The organism is Neobacillus sp. DHD-1R, from assembly GCF_057747995.1.
On sequence record NZ_CM173232.1, the window covers coordinates 4,462,518 to 4,481,253 of the forward strand.

The following is an 18,736-nucleotide window of genomic DNA, read 5'->3' on the forward strand; positions in this document are numbered from 1 at the left end:
CCTCCACCACTGTTGATGCCTCGATCATCTTACTTGTTGTGATCTCCATCTAGTCATCCTCCTCTCCGGTCTCCATTTCTTTTTTAGAAAAATAGACAGGATTTGTTAGTAAGATTCGGTTGAAATCTTCATCAAATGCTGAGACTCTCAGCCACAGTAAATCTTTCATTCTCTTAAGCTTATAGAGGATATGAACTTGTGTCGTTTCATATATATCTCCCAAATTCGATTCGATTTTCACGACATGGACATTGTCAGCCTCGGAAAGTCTTATCTGGATGATCATGTCACTTCCATCATCGATCTTCATTCTGTCACCAATAGTCCATTTATCATTAATCATCCATTCGATTTTCGCTGTCAAAGTCATATAACTCCTGCCAAGCTTCACCGAGTTTATGATCTCTTGTTCGTCTGCGTTTATATCGGCTAGCACATAAAGGGAGGCAGGTTTTTTTGTTGTATGGGAATGATGCCAATCCCTTCCACATGTTGCTGCAATTTCAATGCCGCCATTTAACAGCTGAGTCCATTTTGCAATGGCATCGGCATTCGATAAGGAAAGATGCGGATCCTCAGAGTTCCATACTTCAATGAAGTCGATATGTTCCAGTGTTTCTAATACATACTGCCACCTGCACCCTGTACAATAGGGGCTCCCCACGTCGAAAGGATGTGCAATCCCTATCACTAAGCCTCGCGCTTTCAGTTCCTTTAGTTTTTCATTGATAGTAAAACGATCGATTAAAGTCCAATCGAGGGGTAGTTGATTTTGATAGCCTAATGTTAAGAAATGGCCGAAAAATGTGGTCATTTCCATACCTTTTATGATTTGAATCGAGTGATTGATACTAGAAACATCATCAAACACGCTTAACGTATTATGATCGGTGATCGCAAGCCAATCAATTTCCTGTTTCACTGCCTCTGTTATTAACTCGATAGTAGAATGGACGGCATCACTATGATGGGTGTGTGAATGCAGTTCTACCTTTTGATAATGAAATAGCCCTTCTTTAATTCGCTCTCTATTTAAAGGCATTTTTTTCAGGTGTTCAATTTGAATGGGCTGATGCACTATTGGGTCCTCTTCATGTAAAGCCTCGATCGTACAATGAATGGTCGTTTTCGGTGTGACCACCGAATGAAGATTTAGAGATATATCCCAAAAGCCTGGCTCAATCTTCCTCGTATACATCCCTGGAGAAGAAGCCGTTTGACTAATGATAATCGTTCCGGTTGGTTCAAATCGATGACAGCCTCCTTCATACCCTTGATTAGACCGCGCCGAAATGGTAATAAGGTTTCTTACCTCTGAAACATGAGCTCGATCAGAAGCTGCCATGTTGTTGTCATGTTGATAACGTGAAAATAAATAATCTAGATTTCCGTCCAGTTTTTCTTCACTAGGGGAATATGAATAATGGATCTGTAGCTCTTGCGTTGACTCAGGCACTTCTACCCGAAAAATAATATGTGACTGATGTGAATCAGGGGTTACCATTAATTGATAATTTCCTAGTGTTGTTTTAAATAGCGACAACTGCTTCATCATCGTTCATTCCTATCGAAGGTAATTCGATTCGCTCAGTCGATTCTTTGTCAAAAAAATGAATATGTTCCACATCAAAGATCATCTCAATCGATTGTCCTGATACAAATGGTTCAACCGCATCCACTTTTGCAATAATGTCCTGGTTGTTCAGTTTCAGATGTAAAATCGTCTCCGATCCTGTTAGCTCCGCTAATTCTACATTGGTTTGAAAATGGTAGTTTATGTCGGCTTTTTTGTCATTAGAAATTTTTATATGTTCTGGCCGTATCCCAATCACGATGGCTTTATTCATATATCCTCTTGCTTTTAATAGATTCATTTGTCCGCTTGGCAGCGAAATAACGGTGCCTGCTGCCTCAAGCCCCTTGTCTACTAATCTTCCTTCAATAAAATTCATCGCTGGTGCACCAATGAAACTGCCGACAAATATATTTTTTGGTTTTGCATAGACTTCTCTTGGTGTTCCCACCTGTTGAATAACACCGTCTTTTAATACGACAATTCTCGTGGCCATTGTCATCGCTTCCGTTTGGTCATGGGTAACGTAAATGGTCGTGGTTTTTAACTCTTTATGTAGTTTCATAATTTCCGTACGAGTTTGTGTTCTTAGTTTCGCATCAAGATTCGAAAGGGGCTCGTCCATTAAAAAAACTTTTGCATCACGAACAATCGCTCTTCCGAGGGCAACACGCTGCCTTTGTCCACCTGATAAAGCCTTCGGTTTTCGATCTAATAATGATTCAATATCTAATATTTTCGCTGCCTTGTGCACTCGTTCTTTAATTTCTTGTTTCGGTATTTTTCTTAACTTTAACGAAAAAGCCATATTTCCAAATACCGTCATATGGGGATAGAGGGCATAGTTTTGAAAAACCATGGCAATATCTCTGTCCTTTGGATGAAGACGATTCACTATTTTATCATCGATGAGAATTTCCCCCGCACTGATGCTTTCTAATCCAGCGATCATTCTCAAGGTTGTCGATTTCCCACACCCGGATGGTCCGACAAATACAATAAACTCTTCATCATCTATCGATAAATTAAAATCCTTGACTGCCTTTACACCGCCACTATACTCTTTGGATAAATTTCGAATCGTTAATTTAGCCATGTTACCTCCCAGATACAACTTTATATTTTTGTTTTATTTTTGTTTTACATTTTTTATTTTTGTTTTGTTTTTGTTTACTCTTATAATCTAACAGGCAAATATTAAGTAAATATATTTGAAAGGTAAATAATTCGTTAAGTTATCTCACAATTATTCACGGTCAGTTTATTCCAAGGAGGAAAAGCGGTTCCACTAACAGCTTTGTTTTCGATCCCTATCACCAGGTATCAGTTACCTTTTTCAAAGATTTGTTTTTAAGCTATAATAAAGAAATTGACGTTATAGTTTAATAGATATAAATATATGAAACAACAATATAATTTTTTTCGTCCTATTATGATGAAATAATTTTTTTCGAAGGGATTTGTCATTTTGAAGTTAAAAAAGAAAAGGGTAGGAAGTGTATTATTTACTTTTGCACTTGTCTTGATCGGCATCCTCTTCTATTTGGATTCTAACCCCTCTACGGATGTGAAAAAGAAGGAGGCAGTTCCCTTCCCCACTGAACTGAATCCGATTGTAAAGGAACGCACAGATCAATTGATTCAGAAGGCGGCTGATAAAGGCATAGTGGTCGTGATTACGGATAGTTTCCGTAGTGCGGAAGAACAGGATCGGCTTTATGAACAAGGCCGTACGACGGAGGGAAATATTGTGACCAATGCAAAGGGCGGAGAGTCTTATCATAATTTTGGACTTGCCATTGATTTTGCATTAGAGACGCCTTCAGGTGATGTGGTTTGGGATAGGGACTATGATCGAAATGGAAATGCAAAAGCCGATTGGGCTGAGGTTGTCAAAATAGCGAAAGCGCTAGGGTTTGAATGGGGAGGCGATTGGAAGGGATTCAAGGATTATCCTCATTTGGAAATGAATTTCGGCCTGACTATCGCTGATTTACAAAACGGCGAGAGACCGGCTGAGACATCCTTAACAGCAGACCTTGACACAGGCAAACAGTAAGCTATTGACGACCGTGACTCTTTAAATGGGGGCTGCACGGTAGTCTATAGCGGTTATTGACGACCGGACACTCCTAAAAATGAGGTACTACGGTAGTTAATAGCGCTTATTGACGACCCTATCTCCTAAAAATGAGGCACCACGGTAGTTAATAGCGCTTATTGACGACTCTACACTCCTAAAATGAAGCAACACGGTAGTTAATAGCGCTTATTGGCGACTCTACACTCCTAAAATGAAGCAACACGGTAGTTAATAGCGCTTATTGACGACCCTATCTCATAAAATGGAGGCAGCTGGGTAGCCAATAATCATTTTATCTATTTTTGCAGCACAATTTGTATGATTAATATATTTGTAGAGGTACACCAGCCATTGTGTACCCTATAAACTATAACCTCGAAATAGCCTCTTTTAAAAAACGAGTAAAACTAACCACTTCATCCGTTTCTACTTTTGTTAATAGATAGGTAGAAGAAGTAGGTGTAACGATTTTATCTGGAATAATTTCAACCAGCTTATTCCTACTAATTTCTTCTTTAACTACCGTACTAGGTAAATAGGAAACACCAAGTCCTTCCTCAATGAATCGTTTTGTCACCTCTATTTGATTTACTTTCATCGTTTGCACCCTAGGATAGTGCCTCATGATATCGGGCAAAAGCTGCTCCCAATAATCTGGGTGGTTATGTGTGATAAGCCTATATTTTTCGAGAGCGGTCTGTTCATTTAAGCAAGGTTCATTAGGTCCAACTAAGATGACCGATTCTTCATGCACCGTCGCTATCTTTATATTGGTTTGAACAGGCAGGATTCTAGTTAGACCTACGTCCGCCCTTCCTCCACTTATTTCATGGCCTATATCATAAGAATTTAATACATTGATGAGCACTTCTATATGCGGATTCTTTTCCATAAACTGCCTTAATAAAGCGGGCAGAAAGGATGAGGCAATTTGTGGAGCCGCTGTTATTACCAACTTTCGGTTATATCCTTGTTTCCACGATTCAAAGTCGATCATCCCTTGTTCATAATTTGTCATTAACTCCCTCGCATAGGATAAAAACCTATGGCCTGCCGGTGTAAGGGCGACTTTATTTCCGATTCGTTCAAATAAGAGAATGTTTAGGCTTTCTTCCAGCCGTTTAATATGTTTGGTTACAGCCGGTTGAGTTAGAAAAAGTTCCTCAGAGGCTTCCCGGAAATTTTCATATTTTGCCGAAATAATAAAGGTTCTTAACCACTTTATATCCATATTGGTCCCTCAATTCAATAACGGTTGGTTATTAACTTTCTCTTTTTTTGTTAATATCCATTATTTAACTTCTCCATTATAATCTAATTATTATTAAATTTCTTACAAAAAGGAGCGCGTTGCAAGATGGAAAAAACAAGGGACACTTGGAATGCCGATCTTTATGATTCTAAACATTCATTTGTATCCCATTTTGGAGAGAGCTTAATTGAATTATTAGCTCCGCAAAAGGGTGAGAAAATCCTTGATGTTGGCTGCGGAACAGGAGATTTAGCAAAGCAGTTAGCTCAGTTTGGGGCGGAAATCATAGGGGTGGACCAATCTGATCAAATGATTGAACTAGCAAGAAATAAATACCCCACTATTACGTTTATCGTTCAAGATGCGACAGCATTAGACTTTGAAAATGAATTTGATGCGGTTTTTTCTAATGCTGCACTCCATTGGATCAAACAACCAGTGCCAGCATTAGATGGTATTTATAAAAGCTTAAAACCGGGTGGACGATTTGTTGCTGAATTTGGGGGCAAGGGAAATGTTGAAGTATTATACAAAGAAATAATGAAACAAATTGAGGCAGAAGGTTTACCTTTTAGGGAAGAACAATTCCCTTGGTTTTTTCCCAGTATTGCTGAATACTCGTCATTAATGGAACAAGCAGGATTTAGAGTGACCTTTGCTCACCACTTTGATCGCCCAACCCGGTTGGATGGAGACAAAGGCATTAGAAACTGGATTGCTATGTTTGGCAGCAGCTTATTGGAGGGTATCCCTGATCAAACAAAAGAACGTATCATAACTAATGTTGAGAACAAATTAAAGGAAGTTCTATATAAGGACGGCAGCTGGATTGTTGATTATAAAAGGATTCGTGTGATTGGGGTTAAAGAATAAGCAAAGCGGACATCTCTATTTGCTGGAGAGACACTGATAGTTTTTATAGAATAAAAAATTGGAAACTCTTACGGGGACAAGGACGGCTCATTCACGGCGTCTCTTGTCCCTTGTCCCTTCCCTATGAACCTCCCTTTACCACCTTAGCTCAATTTACCGCTCAATTTGACCTATATGTTATACTGTAGAAAGTTTGTTTTTCTGAAGGGAGTTCTAATCGTGGAGTTACAAGAGTCAACTGCTCATACGAAATCGACATATATATTTTTTTTAGTGGCTGGAATTGTTCTAGTCGCATTTAATCTGCGCCCCTCCCTTACATCCGTAGGACCATTAGTAGGAATGATTCAGGATGATGTTGGACTGGCCCATTGGAGTGCAGGACTATTAATGAGTTTCCCTTTACTCGTTTTTGCCGCCATGTCACCCATTGTTCCAAAGCTGGCTAATCGTTTAACAAATGAGAAGACTCTGCTAGCAGGGTTGATTTCCCTCGTAATCGGAATCGGAATTCGGTCCATTCCTATGACGTTTTTCCTTTTTATTGGGACTCTTTTTATTGGGATGGGTATAGCGATTGGAAATGTTCTGCTGCCTGCCGTGGTAAAGGATAAATTCCCACACAAATTCGGGCTCATGACAAGTGTGTATTCCACCTCAATGGGATTGATTGCCTCCTTAGCATCAGGACTTAGTGTTCCGTTAGCAGAAGATTTAAGTCTTGGCTGGCAAGGAGCCCTTATCGTATGGGGCATACCAGCTATCATCGCGATCTTGTTGTGGACTTATCTGCTTAGATTCAATCAAGGGAATCAAAGTGTACTAAAAAAGGTTGCTTCTAAATCTTCTCATATGTGGGGATCACCTCTTGCTTGGCAAATTTCCATATTTATGGGATTTCAGTCCTTTTTATTTTATGTCACGATTTCATGGTTACCTGAAATCTTACATAGTCATGGATTAAGTATGGGAACAGCCGGCTGGATGCTTTCATTTACCCAGCTAGTGGGCCTGCCCGCAAGCTTCTTCATCCCTGTCATCGCAGGTCGGTACCGGTCTCAAATATGGATTGCGTTCATGTTAGGGATGTTCACCATTATTGGTTACGGAGGATTACTGCTGGGCTCATCATATCCCGTTTTAATCATAAGTATTATTTTAATTGGGATAGCCTTGGGAGGAAACTTTCCACTTGCTCTTAGTTATATTGGACTTCGCTCACAAAATGCCACTCAAGCTGCAGAACTATCTGGGATGATCCAATCCACTGGTTATATCCTAGCAGCAGTGGGTCCGTTGTTTATCGGATTTTTGTATGACAAAACCCATTTGTGGACCATTCCACTTATTACGCTAACGGTCATTTCTGTAGTCCTTACGCTATTTGGGATGTTGTCGGGTCGAAATCGCTATGTATAAAGGCGAACAGTGACAGTCACTGTTTGCCTTTTTTTACCTTCTGCACATTTTTTTATGATCTAGATTTGACTTCTGTCGCCTCACTCATCTTCGAACCCTTGAAATTTTTTGAAAAAATAGTTTGTTATTCATACTAGGAAGACAAGTTTATGGTTGCATTAAATAGGTAAATAGTATATATATTTAGAAAAGTTATATAGTTTTACATTATTCAAGGACAGACAAATGATTAGGAGGACCACATGTTTTTATCCTATCCCCTTTTAGCAGCCCTTTTAGGTATGTTGATTGCTCAGTTTGTTAAAATTCCTATACATCTTTTAACAACTGGTGAATTAAAATGGAACCTGATGTTTAGTACAGGGGGAATGCCCAGCTCCCACACAGCTACGATTATTTCATTGACCACAGCCATTGGATTAACGTCAGGAATTCAGTCAAATGCCTTTGCCATATCGGTCGTGGTTTCCGTGATTGTTATGCATGATGCTATGGGTGTGCGAAGACACGCTGGCTATCATGCGGAAATATTAAATAAATTGTTAATTGACTTCAACCTTCTCATCGAATCCTTAAAAAACCCAAATCTAAAGAAAACCGAGTCCAAAGAAAAACTAAAAGAACTATTAGGACATCAGCCCGCAGAAGTCTTTTTTGGAGCCCTGACAGGAATCGTCGTTGGTGTTCTTACGTATCAGTTTTATCCGTTTTAAAACCAGCTTTGAAATCAATGTCAGCCAATGTGATGAGTAGAAAGGAACCTCTCTACCTTATGTAGATTGAGTTCCTGCTTCCCTCCTATTTCTTTGTATCTAGGCTCAATTTATACAATTCCAAGGGCCAGTATTCTACATCATAGGATTCTTTTTCATTGAGTGAAACAAAATTCCCTATAGCAGTGGCGGCTGCCATAACTGCTATGGCCCGTTTATAAAGTTCTCCGCTTAACCGGGCTGAAAAATCATCTTTTCCTGTATTAACCATTCCTACTCCCGGTATAAGTAATACACGTGGGAATGTTTCACTGATTCGATCGCCTGGATTCTTATTTTTATTAAAATAAGCTAGATAATCCTCTTTATATTTACCCAATTCTTTCTTTATTTTATCGACAAGTTCCTCACCTGTTTCCCCTTGAGGATTCCAGTTAATATATAGCGGCAGGCGTTTGGTGTGGAGTAAATGATCTGGACATGCGGGTCCGATTTGTGAAAGGGCATGAGCTTCATGACTGTTGACAAAACGAAGAACCTCTTCAGAATTGTCATAATTCAATTTCATTTCCTTTTCCTTGTTAATTATTTCATGAACCGCCTGTAAACCTTTTTGTAAGACAGCTTCTCTTTCAACTAAATGTAAAGAAACATATTTTTTTCCTCCAAATAGAGGCATTTTCTTCATCTCTAAATTAATATAAGCTTCAGCATCTTGAATGATTTTTATGGTCTTATCATAAGATTCTTCAGAAGTTTCACCCCATGCGACGAGCCCATGCTTTTCCATTAAAACAAGCTCAGCGTTTGGATTTGCATTTACTGCTTCAAATATAAGTTTTGATAGTTTAAAGCCCGGGCGTACATAAGGAACCCAAACGAATCGCTCACCAAAAACTTCCTTCGCAATTTCTTTTCCATTATCTGCACAACAAATGGCAATAATCGCATCTGGATGTGTGTGATCCACATGTTTAAACGGTAAAAAGGCATGCAATAGAGTTTCAATCGAGGAACGAGGGTGATTGGAATCCATCATACATTGAGAGAGTAAGGCAATCATCTCTTTATCACTCATCTCTTCTCTATTAAATAATGGTTTTATAGCTGATAAATTAAGGGCTGTAAACTGATCGGCCTTTATTGTACCAAGGTCAGACCCGCTGCCTTTCACCCACAAGATGTCTACTTCCTGCCCTTGCTTATCTTTCATGGTTGTTTTTACCGATGTATTGCCACCACCCCAGTTGGCTACCCCACGGTCAGAGCCTAATAAATTGGATCGATAAACCAGTTCAGCTAAACCTTTCTTAAGCTCCTTTGCCAACTTTTTGTCCCATTTATGTTCAGTTTTCATGTTTCCTCACACTCCATACTCAGTTTTCCATCCATCTGGTTTGGCCCTAACCAAAATAAGAAAAACTGCCAGTTACGGCAGTCTTCCCCTATTTTAAAAATCGTAGTTATCAATATTCTCCTTCGTAAACACGACTCGCTCTGGTAATAAGATAATCCCGCTGCGGTCATCTGTGTAATCATAGCCTTGAATGGTATTCGGTTCGATTTTAACGTGACCTACATTCGGTACGTCAAACTCATCACCAACCTTTAGGTCCTTACCTTTAACCGTCATAAGATAGGCTACATAAGCGGCAAGTGCCCCCTGCTTTTTAACATCCCAAAGTCCAAATTGCTTAACCGTATCACGTTTAACAAAATCTCTCATAACATTTGGAGTGGAAAAACCTGTGATCGCAATCTTACCTGCTACTTTAAGGTTCTCAGCTGCTTGTGCCATTGCTGGTAAAGCAGTAGCATCTGGACAAATGACCGCATCAATATCCGGATAAGTCTTAATTATATTTTGACCCACCGTTAGAGACTTTTGGGCATCATTTTCACCGAATTGAGTCGTCACAATTTCCCACCCTGGGTGCTCTGCTTTAATTTTTGCTTTCGCAGCCTCCACCCATTGGTTTTGGTCTGTTACTGTGGGACTGGAGTAGAAGAAAGCCACTTTAGCTTTGTCTGGAATTTGTTTAGCTGTCATTTCTATCAGCAGACCGCCTAATTGTTCCGGTGTTCCTTGGTTTATATAAAAAGAGCGGTGTTTTGGATTCACGTCTGAATCCCAAGTTAAAATTTTAACGCCGCGTTTCTTGGCACGATCCAATGCTTGGTTTAGGCCGTCAACAGATGTGGATGAGATCATGAGCGCTTTATAACCTTGATTAACAAAGTTATTAATATATTTCACCTGACCAGCAACGTTCGCTTCACTTGGACCATCATAGGTTAAGTCGACACCTAGTTCTTTTGCCATTTCCTTGGCGCCTTCCCCTCCTGAAGTGAAAAATCCAACCCCAGTCAATTTAGGAATAAACGCTAATTTAACATCCTTCTTCTTTGTACTATCCCCGCTTGACGCCTTTTCCCCGCCGCTGCTGCAAGCTGCAAGCAGCAAGAATACTGATAATACAACAGTGAACAACTTTATTATTCCAGATTTCTTCATTAATCTACACTCCTTTTTGCGGTCCATTTACAACCGCCTTTTTATTAAATTTTTTAATAAATAATGGGAGATTACTCCAATTGGTTAAACGAAGTAATACGGCTGCGATTAATAAAAATCCAATTACTACACTGGTTTCCTCACTTGTCATATTAATCATTTGTAAACCATACTGCATCATTCCAATAACAATACTGGCAATTCCTGTACCAATAACTGAGCCCTTTCCACCCGTAATACTAGTCCCGCCTAGTACAACTGCGGTAATAACAGGCAAAACTGCTTCTGTACCGAGGTCTGACCTAGCAGAACTGAAGTAGGATGTTAAGATTACGCCACTGATACCACCTCCTAAACCGGCTATAATATACGACCAAATTAAGATAGACTTTGTACATATTCCGCTGTACCGGGCTGATTTTATGTTTATTCCTATCAGAAACACCTGTCTGCCAAAGCGTGTCAGGGTTAAAATCACGGCAAAAAGGATCATAAAAAAGACTAAAAATAGAATGGGATTAGGCAAACCCCATGTTTCACCATTTGCCAGTTGGACAAACGAATCGGGGAAACCGCTAATGCCTTCATATCCTGACGCTTTGCTTCCACCAGACATTACTAAAGCGATCCCAGAGAAAAGAAACATACTTCCTAATGTAACAACCAATGGCTGAACATTACTATTAGCGACAATGACGCCATTCACCGCACCCGCACAGGCACTTATTACGAGAGCCATCAAGACCGCGAGCCACACATTTACACCATTCATCCACAGAACACCAATCGAGATGGAAGTTAATCCAATCGTTGACCCGATGGAGACATCAATTCCACCCGTAATAATGACATAGGTCATTGGAATTGCGGCTAGTCCGATATAGACATAATCATTCATACTAAAAATAAGATTAGTAAAGTTTAAAAAATCTGGATTCATCACTCCAAAGAAAATGAGTTCAAGGATGAGAAAAATAACAAGCGCACTTTCCCACCTAAAGAGAGGCCTGATCTGTTTGATCATCGTTTTGAATCCCTCCTTTTACGGAATTTACCCGCATCTCCATCCTTTTGCTTTTATTAAACTGACTTTTCACTAAATAGCTTTGGAATCTAGAATCACTAATGACAATGAGGAGTAGTAAAAAGCCCGATATTGCATTATTCCAGTAGGCTGGTATTTTTAAGTAAATTAACGAGCTATTAATAGCTGTTAAAAAAATGGCACCGAGTCCTGCACCAAGTACGGTCCCTAATCCACCATTTAAGCTCACACCACCCAATACAGCCGCTGCAATAACCTGCAGTTCCATGCCGCTGCCTGTTTGATTTGGCACGAAGCCAATATTCATCACAAAAATCATCCCGGCTATCGATGCCGACAATCCTGAAAGCACAAACGCCAGAACTCTAATCTTTGAAACTGGAATCCCTATCAAACGGGCTCCATCCGCATTATCCCCAACAGCATAAAAGTAGCGGCCGAATTTCGTCAGCTTCAAAACTAGAAACGAGGCAATCAGAATCATAAGCCCAATCCAAATTGGCAGCGGAAGACCGAAAAAATCAGTCCCTGATAGCTTTTTGAAATAGTTAGGGATGTCCTCAATCCACTTTCCACCGGTTAAAATAATCATGGAACCTCTTAAAATACCTAATGTACCTAATGTCATGATGATGGCGGGGATTTTAAAGAAAGCCACGCCAATTCCATTAAACAGGCCGGCCAGCAATCCAACCATCAGGACCAAAATGGCTGCCGCCCATCCTGTAACTCCGTTCGTTAAGAGCAGACCGCAAACCGCTGCCGATAGCCCCATTGTTGACCCTACCGAAACATCTATTTCTGCCGTCAGCAGAACAAAGGATTGACCCACAGCGAGTATTAGTAGAATGATACTGCTGCTAACCAGGAGAATTAGACTGTTCCCAGTTACAAACTTACTATTAATGGTGCCAACCATTCCGATAAAGACAATGATAAGGAGAACAATCGATACTTCCCTTTCTTTGATGAGCTTCGATAAGAGTTTCATAGAGCCTTCAACTCCTTTTTAATCCCAAATGCTGCTGAGGTGATGGAATCGACGGTAACATTCTCTTTCGCAATGGTTGAAGTCATCCTTCCTTCATGCATGACAAGGACACGATCACACAATTGAACGATTTCTTCTGTGTCAGAAGAAATTAAAATCACGGCTAAACCCTGTTCTTTTAATTCATCAATCATTTTGTAAATATCCCGGCGGGCTCCGGCATCAATTCCTCGTGTCGGTTCATCTAAAATAATGAGTTTAGGTCCTGTTTCAAGATATTTTGAAAGAACAATCTTCTGTTGATTTCCACCAGATAAATTGCCTACTAATTGATTCTGTCCTGTTGTAACCACCTTTAGGCTGTTGATCGCTTTCACGGAGATTTCTTTTTCTTTTTTAAATGGGAGGAATAAGTGTTGGAATGTATGCAGGATGGTTGAAGTGATATTCATTTTTATGGAGGCGATGGAAAAAATACCGTGTTGATGTCGGTCCTCAGGGACATATACCAGCCCCCGATTAATCCGTTCTCGTATTGAAAGACGCTTAATGCTCTCACGAAGTAAGAGAACATCACCGGAAACCCACGGTTCTAAACCAAAGATGGCGGAGGCAAGCTCTGTTCGTCCCGCACCGACGACACCCGCAATCCCTAAGATTTCACCAGGATAAAGATCAAAGGTGACATGGTGAAAACGATGCCCGGATAAGTCCGTAACTGATAGAACCGGATTATCTGATATGGTAGAGGAGGAATTAGGTCCCTTTATTTCTTTCATCACTATTTTTTCGCTCGAATCTTCCAACCTGCTAATGGTATTAATAGTTTGTTCTGGCATTAACCCTTTTAGCAATTTCTCATAGGTAAATTCTCGGACAGTCCCCTTGGCAGATATCACTCCGTCCCTTAAGACAGCCACAGAATCAGCAAGCTCAAATATTTCAGAAAGACGGTGGGTAATGTAGAAGACCCCAAGCCCATCATTCGTCAGCTTTTTTATAGTAGAAAAAAGTGAATTGATTTCACTAAATGTTAAGGTTGAGGTCGGTTCATCTAAGATAAGAATCTTTGCATTTCTGATTAACCCTCTAAGTAACTCTACAAGCTGCTGTTCAGCAATGGATAAGCTGAACCCCTTACGGTTCATATCCAAATTCCAGCCTAAAACGGAGAGATAATGCTGAATTCTCTTTTCACACTCGGCCTTTTTCTCTTTAAAACCGATCGTAACATTTTCTCGAATCGTCATGTTGGGGAAAATAAGTGGTTCCTGCGGGACTAAATAGATCCCCTGCTTATGAGCATCTGCAGGTTGATGAAAAGAAACAGCCTCCCCTTTAACGACAATCTGCCCTTCATCAGGACGATATAACCCTGTTAGGATTTTCATTAATGTAGACTTACCAGCACCGTTTCCGCCGACAATGGCAAAAACTTCTCCCTTATCAAGAGTGAGGTCAACTCCTTTTAACACGGGATTCCCGGCAAATTGTTTATAGATTTGCTGAATATGAATCAGCTGGTCCTGCATTTTTTCACCCGCTTTACTAGTTTTATAATCTATTAAACCTAAACATTTTTTAAGAGAGTTAACTTTTGTTTAAATTTAATCCAAATTCATCTCCATACAATAAAGCGCTTACAACCAAAATATTAAATGACATTTTACCTATAGTCAATACGTTAATAACAAATAATCTAAATATTTAGAAATAATTGACTTTTTACTTTTCAGGCCCTATACTCGATATTAAAGTTGAACATTTGTTTACCAAATGATTATTTGTTGAAAGGTTGAGGACTTTGTCAAACAATGATGCATTTACCGAAAATCTTCTAGTCAAAGTTGCCTGGTATTATTACAAGGATAATCTAACCCAAACCGAAATCTCAGATAGGCTCAATTTATCAAGAAATAAAGTGGTTCGTTTACTTGACCGAGCACGTGCCGAAAATATTGTTCAATTTCATATTAAAGGTCATGGGGTGAATTGTTTAGAAATCGAGCACCAGCTGCTTGATGCATTTAACCTTCCGCGTGCTTTCGTTATTCCTACACCTAAGGAGGAACTGAGCCGCTCCCTATCAAAAGCAGCTGCACAATATATTGAGAATAATATTAGCAATAATGAACTATTAGGATTCGGCTGGGGCGAAGCTGTCTCCCGGACAATTGAATCATTAACGATCGATCCTTTTATTCAAGTATCAATGGTCACTCTTACAGGAGGAGTTAATTATTACTTCCATAAACGTGATTACTCTTTAGAAGGCGGCTTGGATAAATTCAAAGGCGGCATTCATGTCATTCCCGCACCCTTCCTAGCATCCACAGAAGAAATGGCGAAAAATATGCTGTCTGAGCCACCTGTCAGGAATATTCTCGATTTAGCAAGCCTATCCAACCATGTTGTGGTAGGGATTGGCGGCCTATCATCAGAATCAACGATTATTAAAGAAGAAAAGATGACCCTGAATGAATTAATTTACATTAAAAATCAAAATGCTGTAGGCGATATTTTGGGGCAATTTTTCGACGCTGATGGGCATATTCTTGAATTACCACACCATCATCGCTTAATCGGCACCCATCTCAACACCTTGAAAAAGCTGAATAATGTCATTGGCGTTGCCGGTGGTGCCCAGAAGGTCGATGCTATATTTGGTGCTTTAAAAGGAGGTTATATCGATACCCTAATTACTGATGAAGAAACAGCTAACGCTCTAATTAAAAAGGAGGTTTTTTTGAATGGAGTACATCCTCGTCTTTGACGCCGGGACTGGCAGTGTCCGCGCCGTGCTTTTTGATACAGCCGGCAGGCAAATAGCCGTTTCCCAGGTTGAATGGACACATATTGAAGATCCCCGTTATCCCGGTTCAATGGATTTTGATGTAAAAATGAATTGGGAAATCATTCAGACCTGTATTTCACAGGTCCTCGTCCAATCGGGGGTTGACGCTCAAGCGATTAAGGCCATTAGTGCAACAAGCATGCGTGAAGGATTTGTCCTTTATGATCAGAATGGCAAAGAAATCTGGGCTTGCGCCAATGTGGATGCCCGCGCGGTGGAAGAAGCCAAGGAACTTAAAAACAGTGACAATGAGCTTGAAAAAAAGCTGTATGAGCTTAGCGGGCAAACCTTTGCGCTGGGTGCCCTCCCCCGCCTCCTTTGGATTAAAAACAACCAGCCTGAAATCTACCAACAAATTTCCTACTTAACCATGATCAACGATTGGATCCTCTATAAACTCACTAACAAACTTCAAGTTGACCCTTCTAATGGCTGTACCACAGGAATTTTCGATATAAAAAGTCGTTCATGGACTCCAGCAATTGCTGAGGCCTGTGAGCTTAAAGCAAATATTTTCCCATCCGTTAATGAAGCAGGTGAATTACTTGGAACGATTCCAGAGTCAATTGCTTCTTATACTGGTCTTGCAAAAGGCACCCCTGTCTTTAGTGGCGGTGGTGATGCCCAGCTGGCTTCCATTGGTGTCGGTGCCATTAAGGATACCCAAACCGTTATTTGCGGCGGCAGCTTTTGGCAGCAGGAAATTAACATTAAGACTTCGAACGTGGATCCCCACAATCGGATTCGTGTAAATTGTCATGCTGTTCCTGATTTGTGGCAAATTGAAACCATTGCCTTCTTCCCCGGCCTTGTCATGCGATGGTTTCGAGATGCCTTTTGTGAATTGGAAAAGCTCGAAGCCAAGCAAACAGGACGGGATGCCTATGAAATCCTAGAAGAAAAGGCAAAAGACGTCCCAATCGGCTCGAATGGGATCATACCCATCTTTTCTGATGTCATGGATTATATCTCTTGGAGACATGCCGCACCATCCTTCCTTAACCTCAGCCTTGATCCCAACAAAACTGGTAAAAAAGAAATGTTTAAAGCGATACAAGAAAATGCTGCCCTCATAACCTATGGAAATCTAAAAGTTGTGGAAGAAGTAACCGGGCAATTTCCTAAAGAAGCAATTTTTGCCGGCGGCGCCTCAAAAGGCAAGCTTTGGAGCCAAACCCTAGCAGATGTTCTTGGGATTCCTATTAAAGTACCCGTGGAGAAGGAAGCTGCCGCACTAGGTACTGCCATTGTTGCAGGAGTAGGTGCCAGTTTATACCCAAGCTTAGAATCTGCTATTGCTGACATAGTGAAATGGGAAAGAATCCACACTCCTAATCTAGAAAACCACGAAAAATATAAAACGATCTATGAAAACTGGCGTAAAGTCTACGCCGAACAGCTTAAATTAGCGGATTTAGGCATGACTACCCATATGTGGATTGCTCCTGGATTAACCATCTAATTGAAAGGAGGTGAAATGAATGTTTCACACAAGCGAGGAAAATAATCAATATCGTTATGATACCCACGGCCCAAAATACTTAACAAAAGGACCCAATGTTGATTTGGGAGTAGTCCTTTTAAAACCAGGTGATGACCACGATAACCACTATCATACGACCTGTGAAGAAATCTTTTATATTCTTGAAGGTGAAATTGATATTTATATAAACGGTAAGCCTGTCCATGTAAGACCAGGTGATATGCTTCAGGTAAGTCCAATGGAAGAACACTATTTAAAAAATACAAATACCGTTGATTTTAAGGCGGTCTTTATAAAATCGCCACATATCAGCGAAAGAGATACAGTGATCGTCGAAAATCCAAACATGAAGGAGTGAATGAATAGATGAATTGGGGATTTAAAAACAGGATGAATCAAATTTTACCAAATGGAAGAGCGGTTATGCTTGCCATTGATCACGGCTATTTTCTCGGGCCCATCCACGGCCTGGAAAAGCCAGGTGAAACTGTTAAAAACCTAATACCTCACACAGACTCCTTATTTGTCACGCGGGGGACACTTGATGCTTGTATACCTGCAGACGTTAATAAGCCAATCCTGTTACGTGTATCCGGCGGTCCTAGTGTCCTAAATGATCTTTCCAATGAACACATCGTTACCCCAGTAAAAGAAGCCATTAGACACAATGTTGTTGGTGTCGGTGTTTCTATTTTCGTCGGTTCTGCTAACGAGACGCAAACAGTGACTAACTTAGCGAATGTGGTCACGGAATCACATGAATATGGAATTCCTGTTTTGGCCATTACCGCTGTCGGCAAAGAACTAGAAAAACGGGATGCTAGATTCCTAAGCCTTGCTTCCCGGATTGCATCAGAAATGGGCGCAGACATTGTTAAAACCTATTATTGTGAGGACTTCGAGAAAGTAACAAGCACATGTCCCGTACCAATTGTCATTGCCGGCGGTCCTAAATTGGAAACGATTAAAGACGCCCTTGACCTAACCTATAATGCGATGAATCAGGGCGCAGCCGGCGTCGATATGGGCCGTAATATCTGGCAGTCCGAATACCCGGAAGCGATGATCCGAGCCATTAACGGAATTGTCCACAAAGGTTTATCTGTGAAAGAAGCACTCGATTTATACTCACAACTTACCCAGACTAAGGTATTTTAAAAGACCACTCTCACAAGTGGTCTGCAAAATGAAATTAGCGATTCTGGTAAAAAACCGCCTGCATAGCTTAAGGGCGGTTTTTTGGTGTGCCGGTTTTCGCAATAGAGACGAGAACAACTTCATGAAAAAAAGCTAGTAAAAAACTCATTCCCCCGCTAAGAGAGTTACATATATTTTTTTATTTAGATTAGTCAAAGTTCGAAATATTCTAGGATTCTTTTACTGCTGAAATTAATCAAACTCAATTTGCAAGTTTATTTTTTGTTGTGTTTGCCATGATGATTGTATTGTTTCGGCCAATCGTTGGGAAAGTATTTGATAAATATAAAGAACATTATTTGTATTATCCAGCCATTTTGATGTTTGCTTTCGGTTTAATCATGTTAAGTCAAGCTCATTCCGGAATGATGGTTTTGTTTTCCGGCTTAATAATGGGAATTGGATATGGGGCACTATTTCCATGTTTTCAGGCTCTTGCTGTGAAGCTGTCCCCTATCCATCGTAGAGGGATTGCAACGGCAACGTTCTTTTTGTTTTTTGACTCGGGTTATGGATTAGGTTCTTATTTTATGGGACTAATCGCTTCCTTCGTTAATTACAGCATGATGTATGCTGTAGCAGGGATCATTACTTTACTATCGGTTATCCTATACTATCTGTTCCATCATCGACCACAAGCTAAGCAGTCCATTCAAATTCAAGATCAAAATGCCATTATTGTAAGTAATACAACAACTGCTAAAAACGCATATAAATGACTATAAGACATCAATGAAG

General features: G+C 40.3%; 16 protein-coding genes and 1 pseudogene. 9 read left to right on the top strand and 8 right to left on the bottom strand.

All coding sequences use genetic code 11. The features are described from left to right. Positions 1 to 49: 49 nt before the first annotated feature. Positions 50 to 1,555 (bottom strand): CehA/McbA family metallohydrolase, encoded by a 1,506-nt coding sequence (locus tag AC3ANL_RS22040; RefSeq protein ID WP_488326493.1) that lies wholly within the window; start codon positions 1,553 to 1,555, stop codon positions 50 to 52. After that, complete coding sequence (locus AC3ANL_RS22045) at positions 1,530 to 2,669, bottom strand: ABC transporter ATP-binding protein (RefSeq protein WP_488326494.1); 1,140 nt, start codon at positions 2,667 to 2,669, stop codon at positions 1,530 to 1,532. Before AC3ANL_RS22045 ends, AC3ANL_RS22040 begins: the two co-directional genes overlap by 26 nt. A 372-nt stretch (positions 2,670 to 3,041) precedes the next feature. Here AC3ANL_RS22045 and AC3ANL_RS22050 point away from each other — a divergent pair, with 372 nt between their 5' ends. Continuing rightward, positions 3,042 to 3,632, top strand: coding sequence for a M15 family metallopeptidase (locus tag AC3ANL_RS22050; protein ID WP_488326495.1), 591 nt, complete (start codon positions 3,042 to 3,044; stop codon positions 3,630 to 3,632). Positions 3,633 to 4,023: 391 nt separating this feature from the next. Here the strand turns inward: AC3ANL_RS22050 and AC3ANL_RS22055 are convergent, their stop codons facing one another. Continuing rightward, the gene (locus tag AC3ANL_RS22055; RefSeq protein WP_488326496.1) at positions 4,024 to 4,887 is read right to left on the bottom strand and encodes a LysR family transcriptional regulator; all 864 of its coding nucleotides are present in this window, start codon (positions 4,885 to 4,887) and stop codon (positions 4,024 to 4,026) included. Positions 4,888 to 5,013: 126 nt separating this feature from the next. On the opposite strand from AC3ANL_RS22055, the gene AC3ANL_RS22060 reads away from it, so the two are divergent. The 3 genes from AC3ANL_RS22060 to AC3ANL_RS22070 all read left to right on the top strand — a co-directional run bounded on the left by AC3ANL_RS22060 (position 5,014) and on the right by AC3ANL_RS22070 (position 7,913). Beyond that, positions 5,014 to 5,781 carry a class I SAM-dependent methyltransferase gene (locus AC3ANL_RS22060; RefSeq protein WP_488326497.1) on the top strand — a complete coding sequence of 256 codons (768 nt, stop codon included), beginning with the start codon at positions 5,014 to 5,016 and terminating at the stop codon, positions 5,779 to 5,781. Between the two features lie 219 nt (positions 5,782 to 6,000). Beyond that, positions 6,001 to 7,200: a CynX/NimT family MFS transporter gene (locus tag AC3ANL_RS22065; protein ID WP_488326498.1), complete on the top strand. Its 1,200-nt coding sequence runs from the start codon at positions 6,001 to 6,003 to the stop codon at positions 7,198 to 7,200. 242 nt (positions 7,201 to 7,442) lie between these two features. Then, on the top strand, positions 7,443 to 7,913 hold the full coding sequence (locus AC3ANL_RS22070; RefSeq protein WP_488326499.1) for a divergent PAP2 family protein: 471 nt from the start codon (positions 7,443 to 7,445) through the stop codon (positions 7,911 to 7,913). Between the two features lie 100 nt (positions 7,914 to 8,013). Here the strand turns inward: AC3ANL_RS22070 and AC3ANL_RS22075 are convergent. From AC3ANL_RS22075 to AC3ANL_RS22095, 5 genes and pseudogenes are all read right to left on the bottom strand, one after another. Continuing rightward, positions 8,014 to 9,270, bottom strand: a pseudogene (locus AC3ANL_RS22075) (class II aldolase/adducin family protein); the annotation flags it as partial. 93 nt (positions 9,271 to 9,363) lie between these two features. Continuing rightward, complete coding sequence (gene lsrB, locus AC3ANL_RS22080; protein ID WP_488326500.1) at positions 9,364 to 10,428, bottom strand: autoinducer 2 ABC transporter substrate-binding protein LsrB; 1,065 nt, start codon at positions 10,426 to 10,428, stop codon at positions 9,364 to 9,366. A 4-nt stretch (positions 10,429 to 10,432) separates the two neighbouring features. Continuing rightward, positions 10,433 to 11,449 (bottom strand): ABC transporter permease, encoded by a 1,017-nt coding sequence (locus AC3ANL_RS22085; protein WP_488329804.1) that lies wholly within the window; start codon positions 11,447 to 11,449, stop codon positions 10,433 to 10,435. After that, positions 11,424 to 12,464, bottom strand: a complete 1,041-nt coding sequence (locus AC3ANL_RS22090; protein WP_488326501.1) for an ABC transporter permease subunit — start codon at positions 12,462 to 12,464, stop codon at positions 11,424 to 11,426. Before AC3ANL_RS22090 ends, AC3ANL_RS22085 begins: the two co-directional genes overlap by 26 nt. Beyond that, positions 12,461 to 13,996: a sugar ABC transporter ATP-binding protein gene (locus tag AC3ANL_RS22095; RefSeq protein WP_488326502.1), complete on the bottom strand. Its 1,536-nt coding sequence runs from the start codon at positions 13,994 to 13,996 to the stop codon at positions 12,461 to 12,463. Before AC3ANL_RS22095 ends, AC3ANL_RS22090 begins: the two co-directional genes overlap by 4 nt. Before the next feature lie 272 nt (positions 13,997 to 14,268). On the opposite strand from AC3ANL_RS22095, the gene AC3ANL_RS22100 reads away from it, so the two are divergent. The 5 genes from AC3ANL_RS22100 to AC3ANL_RS22120 all read left to right on the top strand — a co-directional run bounded on the left by AC3ANL_RS22100 (position 14,269) and on the right by AC3ANL_RS22120 (position 18,717). Continuing rightward, positions 14,269 to 15,237: a sugar-binding transcriptional regulator gene (locus AC3ANL_RS22100; RefSeq protein WP_488326503.1), complete on the top strand. Its 969-nt coding sequence runs from the start codon at positions 14,269 to 14,271 to the stop codon at positions 15,235 to 15,237. After that, positions 15,215 to 16,780, top strand: coding sequence for an autoinducer-2 kinase (gene lsrK / locus AC3ANL_RS22105; protein WP_488326504.1), 1,566 nt, complete (start codon positions 15,215 to 15,217; stop codon positions 16,778 to 16,780). The genes AC3ANL_RS22100 and lsrK overlap by 23 nt, the downstream gene beginning before the upstream one ends. A 19-nt stretch (positions 16,781 to 16,799) precedes the next feature. Further along, positions 16,800 to 17,159, top strand: a complete 360-nt coding sequence (locus AC3ANL_RS22110; protein ID WP_488326505.1) for a cupin domain-containing protein — start codon at positions 16,800 to 16,802, stop codon at positions 17,157 to 17,159. 8 nt (positions 17,160 to 17,167) lie between these two features. Continuing rightward, entirely contained in the window at positions 17,168 to 17,959 is a 792-nt protein-coding gene (lsrF, locus tag AC3ANL_RS22115; protein WP_488326506.1) for a 3-hydroxy-5-phosphonooxypentane-2,4-dione thiolase, read from the top strand. A 275-nt stretch (positions 17,960 to 18,234) separates the two neighbouring features. After that, complete coding sequence (locus AC3ANL_RS22120) at positions 18,235 to 18,717, top strand: MFS transporter (protein ID WP_488326507.1); 483 nt, start codon at positions 18,235 to 18,237, stop codon at positions 18,715 to 18,717. Positions 18,718 to 18,736 lie beyond the last annotated feature (19 nt).